At 72.4% G+C, this 13,874-nt stretch carries 9 protein-coding genes; 6 read left to right on the top strand and 3 right to left on the bottom strand.

From position 1 onward, the window contains the following. Positions 1-63 precede the first annotated feature (63 nt). On the top strand, positions 64-1,191 hold the full coding sequence (locus OG289_RS12595; protein WP_327314094.1) for a glycosyltransferase family 4 protein: 1,128 nt from the start codon (positions 64-66) through the stop codon (positions 1,189-1,191). Between the two features lie 39 nt (positions 1,192-1,230). Here the strand turns inward: OG289_RS12595 and OG289_RS12590 are convergent, their stop codons facing one another. Beyond that, a complete protein-coding gene (locus OG289_RS12590) occupies positions 1,231-2,874 on the bottom strand; it encodes a PucR family transcriptional regulator (protein ID WP_327314093.1) in 1,644 nt (547 codons plus the stop codon). An 81-nt stretch (positions 2,875-2,955) separates the two neighbouring features. Between OG289_RS12590 and OG289_RS12585 the strand changes: the two genes are divergently transcribed. After that, positions 2,956-3,915 carry an LLM class F420-dependent oxidoreductase gene (locus tag OG289_RS12585; protein WP_327314092.1) on the top strand — a complete coding sequence of 320 codons (960 nt, stop codon included), beginning with the start codon at positions 2,956-2,958 and terminating at the stop codon, positions 3,913-3,915. Here OG289_RS12585 and OG289_RS12580 read toward each other — a convergent pair. Beyond that, positions 3,902-5,284: an FAD-binding oxidoreductase gene (locus OG289_RS12580; RefSeq protein ID WP_327314091.1), complete on the bottom strand. Its 1,383-nt coding sequence runs from the start codon at positions 5,282-5,284 to the stop codon at positions 3,902-3,904. The two genes, OG289_RS12585 and OG289_RS12580, sit on opposite strands and share 14 nt — an antisense overlap. Positions 5,285-5,353: 69 nt before the next feature. After that, complete coding sequence (locus tag OG289_RS12575; protein ID WP_327320657.1) at positions 5,354-7,156, bottom strand: glycoside hydrolase family 15 protein; 1,803 nt, start codon at positions 7,154-7,156, stop codon at positions 5,354-5,356. A gap of 470 nt (positions 7,157-7,626) precedes the next feature. Between OG289_RS12575 and OG289_RS12570 the strand changes: the two genes are divergently transcribed. From OG289_RS12570 to ald, 4 genes are all read left to right on the top strand, one after another. Continuing rightward, a complete protein-coding gene (locus OG289_RS12570) occupies positions 7,627-9,309 on the top strand; it encodes a CTP synthase (protein WP_327314090.1) in 1,683 nt (560 codons plus the stop codon). A 91-nt stretch (positions 9,310-9,400) separates the two neighbouring features. Then, on the top strand, positions 9,401-10,027 hold the full coding sequence (locus OG289_RS12565; protein WP_327314089.1) for an NUDIX hydrolase: 627 nt from the start codon (positions 9,401-9,403) through the stop codon (positions 10,025-10,027). Between the two features lie 186 nt (positions 10,028-10,213). Continuing rightward, on the top strand, positions 10,214-12,280 hold the full coding sequence (locus OG289_RS12560; RefSeq protein WP_327314088.1) for a tetratricopeptide repeat protein: 2,067 nt from the start codon (positions 10,214-10,216) through the stop codon (positions 12,278-12,280). A gap of 136 nt (positions 12,281-12,416) precedes the next feature. Next, positions 12,417-13,541 (top strand): alanine dehydrogenase, encoded by a 1,125-nt coding sequence (gene ald, locus OG289_RS12555; RefSeq protein WP_327314087.1) that lies wholly within the window; start codon positions 12,417-12,419, stop codon positions 13,539-13,541. Positions 13,542-13,874: the final 333 nt, after the last annotated feature.

Here is a 13,874-nt window from a genome sequence, read left to right as displayed (position 1 = left end):
CCGCCCGGTCCTTCTGTACGTTTCTTCGTGACCGTCCGACGCCGAACCAGGAGCCCCGGCCACGTGAGCAGCCACTCACCGCACGGCCAGTCGCCGCTGCGCACCGTGCAGGTGCTGGGCGGCGGGAACGCCGGCAGCAGCGCGCACGTGCGCTCCCTGGCCGCGGGGCTCGTCGCACGGGGCGTACGAGTGACCGTGTGCGCCCCGGCCGAGGCCGATCGCGCCCACGACTTCACGGGCGCCGGAGCAGAACACGTGCACGTGCCGCGCAGCAGCGATCCGGGGTCGGTGGCGGTGCTCCGGGCGGCCTGCACGGACGCCGACCTCGTCCACGCGCACGGCCTGCACGCCTCCTTCCGGGCCGTCCTCGCCCTCAGCGGCCGAGGCACCCCGCTCGTCGTCACCTGGCACAACCGGGCGCACGCCGAAGGGGCCCGGGCCCATCTGCTGCGGCTGCTGGAACGGCGGGTCGCGAGGACGGCCGCCGTGGTCCTCGGCACCACCTCGGACCTCGTGGACCGGGCCCGCCGGACGGGCGCACGCGACGCGCGGCTCGCCGCCGTGGCGCTGCGCGGGCCCCGCCGGAGCGAGGGCCATGAGGAGTCCGAGCGGCCGGTCTCCAAGCTGCGGGCCGAACTCGGCGCCATCGGGCGCCCGTTGCTCATGGCGGTCGGCTCCCTGGACCGCCACCGCGGATACGACCTCCTGCTGGACGCCTCGCGCGCGTGGCGCCGGCTGGACGCCGTGCCCCTGGTCGTGGTCGCGGGGGAGGGTCCGCAGCGGGCGGAGCTCCAGCGCCGTATCGAGGACGAGGACCTGCCGATCCGGCTGCTCGGGCGGCGCGAGGACGTGAGCGAGCTGCTCGCCGCCGCCGACCTCGCGCTGCTTCCGGGCGGCGGGGAGTCACGGTCGGTCCTGGCGCAGGAGGCCCTGCACGCGCGCGTGCCGCTCGTCGCGGCCCTGGCGGGCGGCATCCGCGAACTCGTGGGCGACGCGGCCGAACTGGTACCGCCCGACGACGCGCAGGCCTTCGCCGCCGCCGTCGTACGACTCCTCGGCGATCCCGAACGCTGCGAACTCCTCCGGGACATGGGCACCCGGCAGGCGGCCACCTGGCCCACCGAGGACGAGACCGTCGCCCAGGTCCTCAGCGTCTACGACGAGCTGACGCAGCCCCGGCCGATGATCTGAGCCGACGGCCGACCGGGCCGACGGCCAAAAGCCTCAGGACTACGGCACGTGACGCCGTGCCCGGAGCGCCAGGCTCAACGCCAGGACCGTCTGCGGGTCGTCGAGGTCGGTGCCGAGCAACTCGCCGATGCGGGCCAGGCGGTTGTACAGCGTCTGGCGGTTCAGGTGCAGCTCGCGGGCCGTCTCCGCCTTGCGGCCCGCATGTGCCAGGTAGGTCTCCAGGGTGGGCAGCAGGGGCGGCTTGGAGCGCTGGTCGTGGTCGCGGACCGGGCCGATCGCGCGGTCCACGAAGGCCGCCAGGTCGGGGTGTTCGCGCAGCCGCCACAGCAGCAGGTCGATGTCCAGGCGGCGGGCGTCGTACCAGGGGCGGTCCGGCAGGCCCTGCGCGGCGGTCGCCGTCTCCGCCGCGTGTCTGAGGCTCGCCGAGGCGGCCGCCCAGCCGCCCGCGACCCCGACGACCACCACCGGCGGCTGGGCCCCGGGGCGCTGCATCCCGGCCCGTTCCACCCCGGCCCGCAGGGCCGCCGCGACCCGGTCCGCGACCGCCGACCGCTCCGACTCCGACCGCAGACCCAGCAGCAACGGCACCCGGCCCTCCACCGGCCGTACGCCCAGCAGCACCGGCACGCCCACCGACGCCAGCTCCTCCGCGACCGCCCGCGCCAGCACCGCCCAGCCCCCACCGGGGGCGATGCCGTCGCCCAGCCGCATCACGACCGGGAGCAGCGGGCCTGCGCCGGGCCGGAAGCCGAGGACGCGGGCCTGCGCCGGGGCGTCCTCCGCGGCGATCCGGCCCTCGGCGAGGTCGGTCAGGAAATCGCCCCGGCCGCGCGCCGCGAGCTCCTCCTCCTGGCGGGCCTGCATCAGCACCACGGCCAGGATCCCGGCCGCCCGCTCGGCGGCGATCCGGTGCACCGGTGCGAGAGGGCCGCGCACGGGCAGCAGCACGAGCCGGGCGCGCACCGAACCCGCCCCCGGCCCGCCCCCGGGCACGTCCACCAGCACCGAACCGGCGGGCGGCGGCGCGTCCTTGTGCGGGCCGCGCAGCCCCTCCCACACCTGGAGCGGATCCGCGCCCTCGGGTCCGGCTCCGGCCGCGTACAGGAGCTGCCCGTCGGTCGTCTCCAGGAACACCGGGTTGCCGCTGAAGTCCGCCAGAATGCCCAGCACCTGCGGGATCCCGCCCCCGCCGAGCAGGGCCTCCGTACAGCGACGGTGCACCTCCTCGGCCCGCTGGAGCAGCGCGTAGTGGCCGTTGACGATCTCGGTGTGGATCTCCTCCGTCACCGTCACGAACGGCACCTCGCGGTGCAGTTGGACCAGGGGGAGGCCGGTCGCGCGTGCCGTCTCGACCAGGGCGGCGGGCAGCCGGGTGAAGCGCGGGCCCAGCTCGATCACCAGGGCCGCGATACCCCGCTCGGCCAGCGTGCGGACGAACACCCGCTGCTCGGCGGGACGGGTACCGAGGCCGTAGCCCGTGGTCAGCAGCAGTTCGCCGCCCTTGAGCAGCGACGCGATGTTCGGGACCTCGCCCGCGTGCACCCAGCGCACGGTGCGGCCCAGCCGGTCGGCGCCCGCGAGGATCTCGGGCAGGCCGCTGCGCAGGCCGGGCAGCTCCAGCGCGCGCTGCACGGTGATGCCGGCGCCCTGGCTGTCGAAACGGTGGTCCGTGCGGCTGTCCATGCAGCGGACGCTACCTGCGCGGACGTCCCGGCGGCATCTGCGGACCGGGTTGGACCGCCCGCGGCCGGGTAGCGGCGGGCCATGGACTTCAGTGTGGTTGCCGTGGCACGTGAGGACGACAGCCCGGTCGAGGAGCCGCCGCGGGTCGCGGCGCTCGCCGACCGGCTCGGCTACCGGGAGGTGTGGGCGGGCGAGGGGCCGACCTGGGACGCCTTCGTACTGGCCGCCGCGCTCGGCCGGGTCACCGAGCGGGCCGTGCTGACGGCGGGACCGGTACCGGTGAACGTGCGCGACCCGTACACCTTGGCCCGGGGCGCCGCGTCGGTCGCCGCCGTCACCGGCGGACGGGCGGTCGGCGTGGCGCTGGGCACCTCCAGCAAGCGGGTGGTGGAGGGCGTGCACGGAGTGCCCCGGACCCGTCCCGCCGCCGTCCTCGACGAGACGGCGGAGGTGGTGCGGGCACTGCTGCACGGTACGCCCGGTGAGCCGGTGGTGGCCGGCAGCACCTTCCGGCGCCGGCTCCCGCCGCCCGGCGGGCCGCTCACCGTGGCCGCGTTCGGGGACCGCGCGATCGCCGCGGCCGCCGCGCACGCCGACCGGATGCTGCTCGACGTCGTCTCCCCGGAGCAGGTGCGCGAGCTGCGCGCCAAGCTGGACACGGCGGCGCGCAAGGCGGGCCGCACGGCGCCCACGCTCGCCGCCTGGCTGCCCGCGGCCGTCGACCCGGAGCCGGTGTCGCTCATCCAGGTCCTGGGCAGCATCGCCGCCTACCTCACCGTGCCCGGGTACCGCGAGGTGTTCGCCGAGGCCGGTTTCCGCGAGGCCGTCGAACTCGCCGCGGCCGGCGCCGACCGTGCCGTCCTGGTCCGCGCCCTGCCCCCGGAGGCCGCGGCCACCGTCGGCCTGGTGGGCGACCTGGACGTCGTACGCGCCCGGATCGACGCCTATGCCGAGGCGGGGCTCGACGAGATCGCGCTCGTCCCGGCGACGGCCGGTGATCCGGCGGGGGAGCGGACGCTGACGGCGCTCAGGCCGGCCTGATGTTGTGGTTGAAGCGGAAGACGTTGTCGGGGTCGTACCGCCGCTTCACCTCCGCGAGCCGATGGGTGTTCTCGGCGCCCACACCGGCCACGACCCGGTCGGTGCCCTCGTCGCCGATGAAGTTGAGGTAGACCGCGCCCGTGCTCCACGGCTGTACGTCGGCGCGCACGTCCCGGACCCACTGCACGCACCGCTCGTCGTCCGCCGGGTCCTCCCACAGCCCGAAGGGGTGCACGGCCCACGGCGCGTCGCGGTAGGGCACGGGGTACTCGTGGGGGCCGGTGCCGATCGCGCCGCCCTGCGGGAACAGCGCGTACATGGTGCCCGTCGGTACGGGCACCGACTCGCCACGGGCGCAGAAGACGTCCACGAGGTCGTCGGGGGCGCCCGTCAGGTACTCGGCCGACCAGTAGTTCCGCATCCCCGGCGGATCGTCGAGCATGCACTGCACGTCGGCGTACGGCATCGCGCCGACGATCTCCGACTCGTGCGGCAGCGCCAGCAGCGGCTGGGCGAGCTTGCGCAGGTCCTCCTCGGCGCCGGCGTACGTCAGCAGCACGGCGATCAGCCGCGTGCCGACCAGGTGAGGGGGGACGAACTCCGCGGGCGGGCCGGTGACGTAGATGACGGCGCCGCTCGCCTCGTCAGGGCCTGCCGTGATCACGTCACGGTAGGTGCGTGTGACCTCCCGGCCGTACTCCGGGAGGCAGAGCAGCAGGGCGATGGAGAACTCGGGCAGCTCGTACAGCTTCAGGGTGAGCGCGGTGGCGACGCCGAAGTTTCCGCCGCCGCCGTGCAACGCCCAGAACAGATCGGGGTTCTCGTCGCCGTTGGCGTGGATCCGCTCGCCGTCGGCGGTGACCAGTTCGACGCCCAGCAGGTTGTCGACCGCCAGCCCGCACCAGCGGTCCAGCCAGCCGGTGCCGCCGCCGAGGACGAAGCCGCCGACGCCGGTGGTGGAGGCCCGGCCGCCGGTCGTGGCGAGCCGGTGGGGTTCGCAGGCGTGGTCCAGGTCGCTCATCGTGGCCCCGCCCGCGATCCGTACCGCCTCGGCCGCCGGATCCACGGTGACCGCGCGCATATGACGCAGGTCGACCACCACGGCCCCGTCGCCCAGCGCCATGCCCGCCACGCTGTGCCCGCCGCCGCGCACCGCGACGTGCAGGTCCAGGTCACGGGCGAAGCGCACCGCCCGTACGACGTCGGACTCGTCCACGCACTGGGCGATCACGGCCGGACGGCGGTCGATCATCGCGTTGAAGACCGTCCGGGCCTCGTCGTAGCCAGGATCCCCCGGGGCGAACACGTCGCCGACCAGATCCTCGCGCAGCGCGGTGAGAGCCGCGCCCGCCTTCGACGGGGAGGCCATGAGGCGCCCCCTTCCGTGCAGGGGCTGTTGACCTTCCCAGCCTAGGCGCGCGCGGCTCGACGGTCCTGTTCAGCCGCCGTAGGCCCCCGACGCCGTCAGGCGCAGGGCCGTGTCGATCAGGGGGACGTGGCTGAAGGCCTGCGGGAAGTTGCCGACCTGGCGCTGGAGGCGCGGGTCCCACTCCTCGGCGAGCAGACCGAGGTCGTTGCGCAGGGAGAGCAGCTTCTCGAAGAGCTTGCGGGCCTCGTCCACCCGGCCGATCATCGCGAGGTCGTCCGCCATCCAGAACGAGCAGGCCAGGAAGGCGCCCTCGTCGCCGGGGAGGCCGTCGACACCCTCGTCACCGCCCGAGGTCGGGTAGCGCAGGATGAAGCCGTCCGGGGTGGACAGCTCGCGCTGGATCGCCTCGATGGTGCCGATCACCCGCTTGTCGTCCGGGGGCAGGAAGCCCATCTGCGGGATGAGCAGCAGCGACGCGTCCAGCTCCTTCGAGCCGTAGGACTGCGTGAACGTGTTGCGTTCCTTGTCGTAGCCCTTCTCGCACACGTCCCGGTGGATGTCGTCGCGCAGCTCGCGCCACTTCTCCAGCGGGCCGTCCGCGTCGCCGGACTCGATCAGCTTGATCGTGCGGTCGACCGCGACCCAGGCCATGACCTTGGAGTGCACGAAGTGGCGGCGCGGGCCGCGCACCTCCCAGATGCCCTCGTCCGGCTCGTCCCAGTGCTGCTCCAGGTAGCGGATGAGCTTGAGCTGGAGCAGGGAGGCGTAGTCGTTGCGGGCCAGGCCCGTCATGTGGCCCAGGTGCAGGGCCTCGGTGACCTCGCCGTACACGTCCAGCTGGAGCTGGTGCGCGGCACCGTTGCCGACCCGGACCGGCGCGGAGTTCTCGTAGCCGGGCAGCCAGTCCAGCTCGGCCTCGCCCAGCTCGCGCTCGCCCGCGATGCCGTACATGATCTGGAGGTTCTCGGGGTCGCCGGCGACCGCGCGCAGCAGCCACTCGCGCCAGGCGCGGGCTTCCTCGCGGTAGCCGGTGCGCAGCAGCGAGGACAGGGTGATCGCCGCGTCGCGCAGCCAGGTGTAGCGGTAGTCCCAGTTGCGGACGCCGCCGATGTCCTCGGGCAGCGAGGTGGTCGGCGCCGCGACGATGCCGCCGGTCGGCGCGTACGTCAGGGCCTTCAGCGTGATCAGCGAGCGGATCACGGCCTCGCGGTAGGGGCCGTGGTACGTGCAGTGCTCGACCCACTCGCGCCAGAAGTCCTCGGTGGCCTGGAGCGACTGCTCGGGCTCCGGCAGCGCGGGCGGCTCCTTGTGCGAGGGCTCCCAAGAGATGGTGAAGGCGATCCGGTCGCCGGGGGCGACGGTGAAGTCGGCGTACGTCGTCAGCGACTTGCCGTAGGTCTCGCAGTCGGTGTCGAACCACACCGAGTCCGGGCCCGCGACGGCCACCGTACGGCCCTCGTGCTTGTGCACCCACGGGACGACCCGGCCGTAGGAGAACCGCATCCGCAGGGCCGAGCGCATGGGGACGCGGCCCGAGACGCCCTCGACGATGCGGATCAGCTGGGGCGCGCCGTCACGAGGGGGCATGAAGTCGGTCACCCGGACCGTGCCGCGCGGGGTGTCCCACTCGGACTCCAGGATCAGCGAGTCGCCCCGGTAGGTGCGCCGGGCCGCACACGGCGGCCGCGCGTCGGAGGCGTGCGCGGGGCCGAGGCGCCAGAATCCGTGTTCCTCCGTGCCGAGCAGACCGGCGAAGATCGCGTGCGAGTCGAAGCGGGGCAGGCACAGCCAGTCCACTGTCCCGTCACGGCAGACCAGGGCAGCGGTCTGCATGTCTCCGATGAGTGCGTAGTCTTCGATGCGCCCGGCCACGTGCAACTCCAGTCGAACGGCCACGTCACCCCCATGAAGAACGGGGGCTGTCGCTAGTGCGGTCAAGGGGTCGTTGTAATGCGTCGTTGAGCGATGAAGCAAAGCAGTCGCTCGGCCGTAGAGGCAAAACGCCGATCATTGCTCAACGAACTGACGAGCTCTCGTTGTTCCGGTGGGGTTACCGGCGGGGGTGTGCCGTCTTGCCGACCGGGCTCGGCAGCGAGTGTCCGAGCAGGATACGACGCACGTAGATGATCTGCGTGCCGCTCCCGACAACGCGGGTGGGCCGAACGGGTGAGCATCGAGTGAGGAACCGGTGCGGCGGCGGCCGACCGTGTCGGGCCGTGCGCGGAGCGTGGCCGGAAGCCATCTCTCCGAGGCGCTGATACCCTGGTAGCCCGTGGACCGGTGGTCTCGAAACCCCCGAAGCCGCACCCCCAAATCGCGACCACGGGAGCCCCCTCTTGGCCATGACGCCCACTGCTTTTCGATCTGGCACAGCCACGACGACCAAGCACATCTTCGTCACCGGGGGTGTCGCCTCCTCGCTCGGCAAGGGTCTGACGGCCTCCAGCCTCGGCATGCTGCTCAAGGCGCGAGGTCTGCGCGTCGTGATGCAGAAACTCGACCCGTACCTGAACGTCGACCCGGGCACGATGAACCCCTTCCAGCACGGTGAGGTGTTCGTCACCAACGACGGCGCCGAGACCGACCTGGACATCGGCCACTACGAGCGCTTCCTCGACCGCGACCTCGACGGCTCCGCCAACGTCACCACCGGCCAGGTCTACAGCACGGTGATCGCCAAGGAGCGGCGCGGCGAGTACCTGGGCGACACCGTCCAGGTCATCCCGCACATCACCAACGAGATCAAGCACCGCATCCGCCGCATGGCGACGGACGAGGTGGACGTCGTCATCACCGAGGTCGGCGGCACGGTCGGTGACATCGAGTCGCTGCCGTTCCTGGAGACGGTCCGCCAGGTCCGGCACGAGGTCGGCCGGGACAACGTCTTCGTGGTTCATATCTCGCTCCTGCCCTACATCGGTCCCTCGGGTGAGCTGAAGACCAAGCCGACCCAGCACTCGGTCGCGGCGCTTCGGAACATCGGTATCCAGCCGGACGCGATCGTGCTGCGCTGCGACCGCGAGGTGCCGACCGCGATCAAGCGCAAGATCTCGCTGATGTGCGACGTCGACGAGGCCGCGGTCGTGGCCTGCCCCGACGCCCGCTCGATCTACGACATCCCGAAGACCGTGCACGGCGAGGGTCTGGACGCCTATGTCGTGCGCAAACTGGACCTGCCGTTCCGCGACGTGGACTGGACGACCTGGGACGACCTGCTCGACCGCGTCCACAACCCCGACCACGAGATCACCCTCGCCCTGGTCGGCAAGTACATCGACCTTCCCGACGCCTACCTCTCGGTCACCGAGGCGCTGCGTGCCGGCGGCTTCGCCAACAAGGCCCGCGTGAAGATCAAGTGGGTCACCTCCGACGACTGCAAGACTCCGGCGGGCGCCAAGGCGCAGCTCGAGGATGTCGACGGGGTCTGCATCCCGGGCGGTTTCGGCGACCGCGGTGTGCTGGGCAAGGTCGGCGCGATCCGCTACGCCCGAGAGAACAAGATCCCGCTGCTGGGTCTGTGCCTGGGCCTGCAGTGCATCGTGATCGAGGCCGCGCGCAACCTGGCCGGCATCACCGACGCCAACTCCACCGAGTTCGACTCTGCCACGGGTCACCCGGTCATTTCCACCATGGCCGAGCAGCTGGACATCGTCGCCGGTGAGGGCGACATGGGCGGCACCATGCGTCTGGGCATGTATCCGGCCAAGCTGGCCGAGGGCTCCATCGTGCGTGAGGTGTACGACGGCAAGGAGTACGTCGAGGAGCGGCACCGGCACCGTTACGAGGTGAACAACGCCTACCGCGCGGAGCTGGAGAAGAAGGCGGGCATCGTGTTTTCCGGCACCTCGCCGGACGGCAAGCTCGTCGAGTACGTCGAGTACCCGCGTGACGTCCACCCCTACCTGGTCGCCACGCAGGCGCACCCCGAGCTGCGCTCGCGGCCCACGCGTCCGCACCCGCTGTTCGCCGGCCTGGTGAAGGCGGCGGTCCAGCGGACGCTCGAGGCGGGGAAGGCTTCGAAGTAACACACCAGTTGTACGGTGGCCGGGGTGCAAACCTTCAAGGTTGGCGCCCCGGTTTTCGTTTGCGCAGGTGGCACGTGGAAGGACGCAGGGCATGACGATCAAGGACACCCCCGAGGCGTGGGAGATCCGGTCCACAAAGACACCCTTCGTGGGCAACAAGACCTCCGTCCGCACCGATGAGGTGGTCATGCCCGACGGCTCGGTGGTCCGCCGGGACTACCAGGTCCACCCCGGCTCCGTGGCCGTCCTCGCCCTCGACGACGAGGACCGTGTGCTGCTCATCAAGCAGTACCGCCACCCCGTGCGCCAGAAGCTGTGGGAGATCCCGGCCGGGCTCCTCGACGTGCCCGGCGAGAACCCGCTGCACGCGGCCCAGCGCGAGCTGTACGAGGAGGCGCACGTCAAGGCCGAGGACTGGCGGGTGCTGACCGACGTGTACACGACTCCCGGCGGCTGTGACGAGTCCGTGCGGGTCTTCCTCGCCCGAGGCCTGTCCGAGGCGGACGGGCAGCGCTTCGAGGTGGAGCACGAGGAGGCCGTCATGGAGCACGCGCGCGTGCCCGTCGGCGAGCTCGTCCGGGCCGTCCTCGCGGGCGACGTGCACAACAACTGCCTCGTGGTGGGCGTGCTGTCGTTGGCGGCCGCCCGCGGCGGGGACGGCCTCGACGCGTTGCGTCCGGCGCAGGCGCCCTGGCCGGCGCGTCCGTTCGAGGCCTGAACGCACCGGGCCCGATCCCACTCGGATCGTCGACAGTGTGACGATCGGCTGATCCGATCGGGGGACGTCCCGGCCGTGCCCCGCCGTACTCCTCCCGGAACGTCGCAGAGCGTGAACTAGGCTCTGGAATCGCCTGATCCGGAGTCCCGGCGGGCTTGCGCGTGCGGTGGGACGGGAGTGTGGCCCGTGACGGATCAGGCAGTGGACACAGGCGGCGTGCAGCTGTCGGGACACGCTGCGACAGAGGGCCATTTCCTGGGCCGTACCCGGGAGTTGAAGGAACTGCGCGCCGACATCGAGCGCGCCGGGCTGGACACCATCTCCGGGCGGAAGGCTCCGCGCGCGCGGGTCCTGCTCATCGCCGGGCGGCCCGGCTCCGGGCGTACGGCGCTCGCCGAGGAGCTCGTCCGGCAGGTCGCCGACCGCTACCGGGACGGCGTGCTGCGCGCCCGTCTCGCCGAGCCCGACGGCACGCCCGTGCCGGTCGAGCGCGCCGCCCGTGAACTGCTCGCCGCGCTGGACGTGCCGACCCCGCCCGGCGCCGACGAGGACGACCTCGCGGCCCTCCTGCGCGAGGCCCTCGCCGAGCGGCGCGCGCTGCTCCTGCTCGACGACGCGGCCGGCGCCGAACAGGTCGACGCGCTGCTTCCGGACACCCCGGAGTGCCTGCTCGTCGCCGTCTCCGCCGGACCGCTCACCGGCATCGCGGACGTCCGCCCCTGCACTCTGGGCGGGCTGGACACCAAGTCCGCCCTCGACCTGCTGACCCGGTACACCGGCTCCGTCCGCATCACCGTCGACCCGCGCTCCGCCGAGGGCCTCGTGGAGGCCTGCCAGGGCCAGCCCGCCGCGCTGATCCTGGCGGGGGGCTGGCTCGCCGCCCGCCCCCAGGCGGCCGTCGCCGACTTCGCCAAGCAGCTGAACGCCGAGGGCGACGAGGGCACCCCGCTCAGCCGGGTCTTCCGGCTCGCACACGCCGCGCTGCCCGCCCCCGCGGCCCGGATGCTGCGACTGCTCTGTCTCGCCCCGGCAGGCCTCGCCGACCCGCACACCGCCTCCGCGCTCGCCGGCTGCTCGGTGGGCGCCGCTCACACCATCCTGGACGACCTCACCGCCCTGGGCCTGCTGCGGGCCGTGGACTCCCCGCTGCCGCAGTACGAGGTCCCCGGCTGCCTGTACCCCCTGCTGCGCGCCGCCGCCGAGACCCATGACCGCCCGGCCGAGCTCCAGCTGGCCCGCGCCCGCATGCTGGAGCGGACGGTGCGGCTGCTGCAGTCCTGCCGGGCCGTCACCGAGACCGACAACCCCCAGGCCCGCGAGAAGCTCCAGGGCATGCCCCGCGCCCTGCGCTTCCCCACTCCGCGCGCGGCCGCCGACTGGCTGCGGGTCCGCCGCCCGGCCCTGCTCGCCTCGGCCCGCCTGGCGGTCGCCGACGGGGAGCTGGACACCCTTGCCCGCCGCCTGATGTCCCAGCTGGTCAGGGCGATGGTCGCGCATTTCGGCACCCAGGCGGCCGCACCCGACCTGTACGGCATCCACCAGCTCGTCCTGGACGTGGCCGAGCGCCGCGACCTGCCCCGCGAGAGGGCCGCCGCCCTGCTGAACCTGGCCGACGTGGACGCCAGGACCGGCCGTACGGCGGAGGCGCTGGTGCGCTACCGGGCCGCGCTGGACGCCGGACGCGAGGCGAACGACCCGTACGCGATCGGCCGCGCGATGGAATCCGTAGGCGGCGCGCACCTGGAGCTCGGGGACTACGACCGGGCCGCCGACTGGTTCGGCCGGGCCCTCGCCCAGCGCCTGGCCCGGGACGAGCGCGCGGACGCGGCCCGCCTCTACGGCCGCATCGCCACCGCGCACACCTACGCGGGCCGCTACGGCGAGGCACAGCGGGCCTGGCGGGCCGCGGCCGCCGGGCACCGCAAGAACGGCGATGTCGGCGCACACGCACGGGCGTTGAGCGAGCTGGCCCGGGTCCAGGAGTACGCCGGCCGCCCCGAGGAATCGCTGCGCACCTGCCAGGAGGCGGTGGAGTGGGCCCGGCGGGCCGAGGACACGCGTCTGCAGGCCGCCGTGCAGCTGAGGCTGGCCGACACCCTGGAGCGCCTCGGCGACCAGGTGGCGGCCCGTCTGCACCGGGACGCGGCCGAGCGCATCCTGGGAAATGAGCTCCCGGACCGCGATCCAGAGCCGGAACGGCCGGAACACAGCGCTAACACCTGCGAAATCCGCAGTACATCCGCTGAAGATTGATGCAATGAAAGGCTAGACAGCGGGAACACCTTCATTAGACTGGCTCTGCCGCACGTTCTCCTGCGGTGCATCCCGGTGTGCCCTATACCTCCGGGTATGTCTTCGCTGTACCCCCACACCCTCTGAGCCAAGGACCGTGATCGACGTGAAGGTCGGCATCCCCCGCGAGGTCAAGAACAACGAGTTCCGGGTGGCCATCACCCCCGCCGGAGTGCACGAGCTGGTGCGCCACGGCCACCAGGTCGTCGTCGAGCGAGGCGCCGGCGTCGGCTCGTCGATCACGGACGACGAGTACGTGGCCGCGGGCGCGCGGATCCTGGACACGGCCGACGAGGTCTGGGCCACCGCCGACCTGCTGCTGAAGGTCAAGGAGCCCATCGCCGAGGAGTACCACCGCCTGCGCAAGGACCAGACGCTCTTCACCTACCTGCACCTGGCCGCCTCCAAGGAGTGCACGGACGCCCTCATCGAGTCCGGCACCACGGCGATCGCCTACGAGACCGTCGAGCTGCCGAGCCGCGCGCTGCCGTTGCTCGCCCCGATGTCCGAGGTGGCCGGCCGGCTGGCCCCCCAGGTCGGCGCCTACCACCTGATGCGCGCCAACGGCGGCCGCGGTGTGCTGCCCGGCGGCGTCCCGGGCGTGCTGGCCGCCAGGGCGGTCGTCATCGGCGGCGGTGTCTCCGGCTGGAACGCGGCGCAGATCGCCATCGGCATGGGCTTCCACGTGACCCTGCTCGACAAGGACATCAACAAGCTCAAGGAGGCGGACAAGGTCTTCGGTACGAAGATCCAGACGGTCGTCTCCAACGCCTTCGAGCTGGAGAAGGCCTGCCTCGAGGCCGACCTCGTGATCGGCGCCGTCCTCGTCCCGGGCGCCAAGGCCCCGAAGCTGGTCACCAACGAGCTCGTGTCCCGGATGAAGCCGGGAAGTGTCCTTGTCGACATCGCGATCGACCAGGGCGGCTGCTTCGAGGACTCCCGTCCGACCACCCACGCCGAGCCGACCTTCCCGGTCCACGACTCGGTCTTCTACTGCGTCGCCAACATGCCCGGCGCGGTCCCCAACACCTCCACCTACGCGCTCACCAACGCCACGCTGCCGTACATCGTCGAACTCGCCGACCGGGGCTGGGTGGAGGCGCTGCGCCGCGATCCCGCGCTGGCCAAGGGCCTCAACACCCATGACGGCAAGGTCGTTTACCGCGAGGTCGCCGAGGCGCACGGACTGGAGCACGTGGAGCTGTACTCCCTGCTCGGCTGAGCCGATCCACCCCACCGGACGGCCAAGTCGGCGCTGGGAAAAAGGCGATACGTCAACACAGCTCGTCAACCGCGCACACCCGGCCGGACCTTGCCGACAAGGTCCGGCCGGATGTGTGTATGGTCACTTTGCGGCTCTCGGTCAACTCGCCTCGAACGTAACCCTTCGACCGATTCGCACACCGGTGAAACCTGCCGTGCGACGGCCGTACGCCCTTGACAGCCGGATGTTTCATTGCCGACACATCGGGCCGGGTCCGGCGGATTGTGTTGCTGCGGACGCCCGACACGCCATAGAGTCGCCAACCGTCGGCATGGTGCCACGCTGACCTTG

This window comes from Streptomyces sp. NBC_01235 (assembly GCF_035989285.1).
GTDB lineage: Bacteria > Actinomycetota > Actinomycetes > Streptomycetales > Streptomycetaceae > Streptomyces.
This window is presented reverse-complemented; position numbering and strand designations above follow the sequence as displayed.

Coding starts and splice junctions, on each gene's coding strand:
- OG289_RS12590 (WP_327314093.1), bottom strand. CDS start 2,874: ATGGACAGCCGCACGGACCACCGTTTCGACAGCCAGGGCGCCGGCATC.
- OG289_RS12585 (WP_327314092.1), top strand. CDS start 2,956: ATGGACTTCAGTGTGGTTGCCGTGGCACGTGAGGACGACAGCCCGGTC.
- OG289_RS12580 (WP_327314091.1), bottom strand. CDS start 5,284: ATGGCCTCCCCGTCGAAGGCGGGCGCGGCTCTCACCGCGCTGCGCGAG.
- OG289_RS12570 (WP_327314090.1), top strand. CDS start 7,627: ATGACGCCCACTGCTTTTCGATCTGGCACAGCCACGACGACCAAGCAC.
- OG289_RS12565 (WP_327314089.1), top strand. CDS start 9,401: ATGACGATCAAGGACACCCCCGAGGCGTGGGAGATCCGGTCCACAAAG.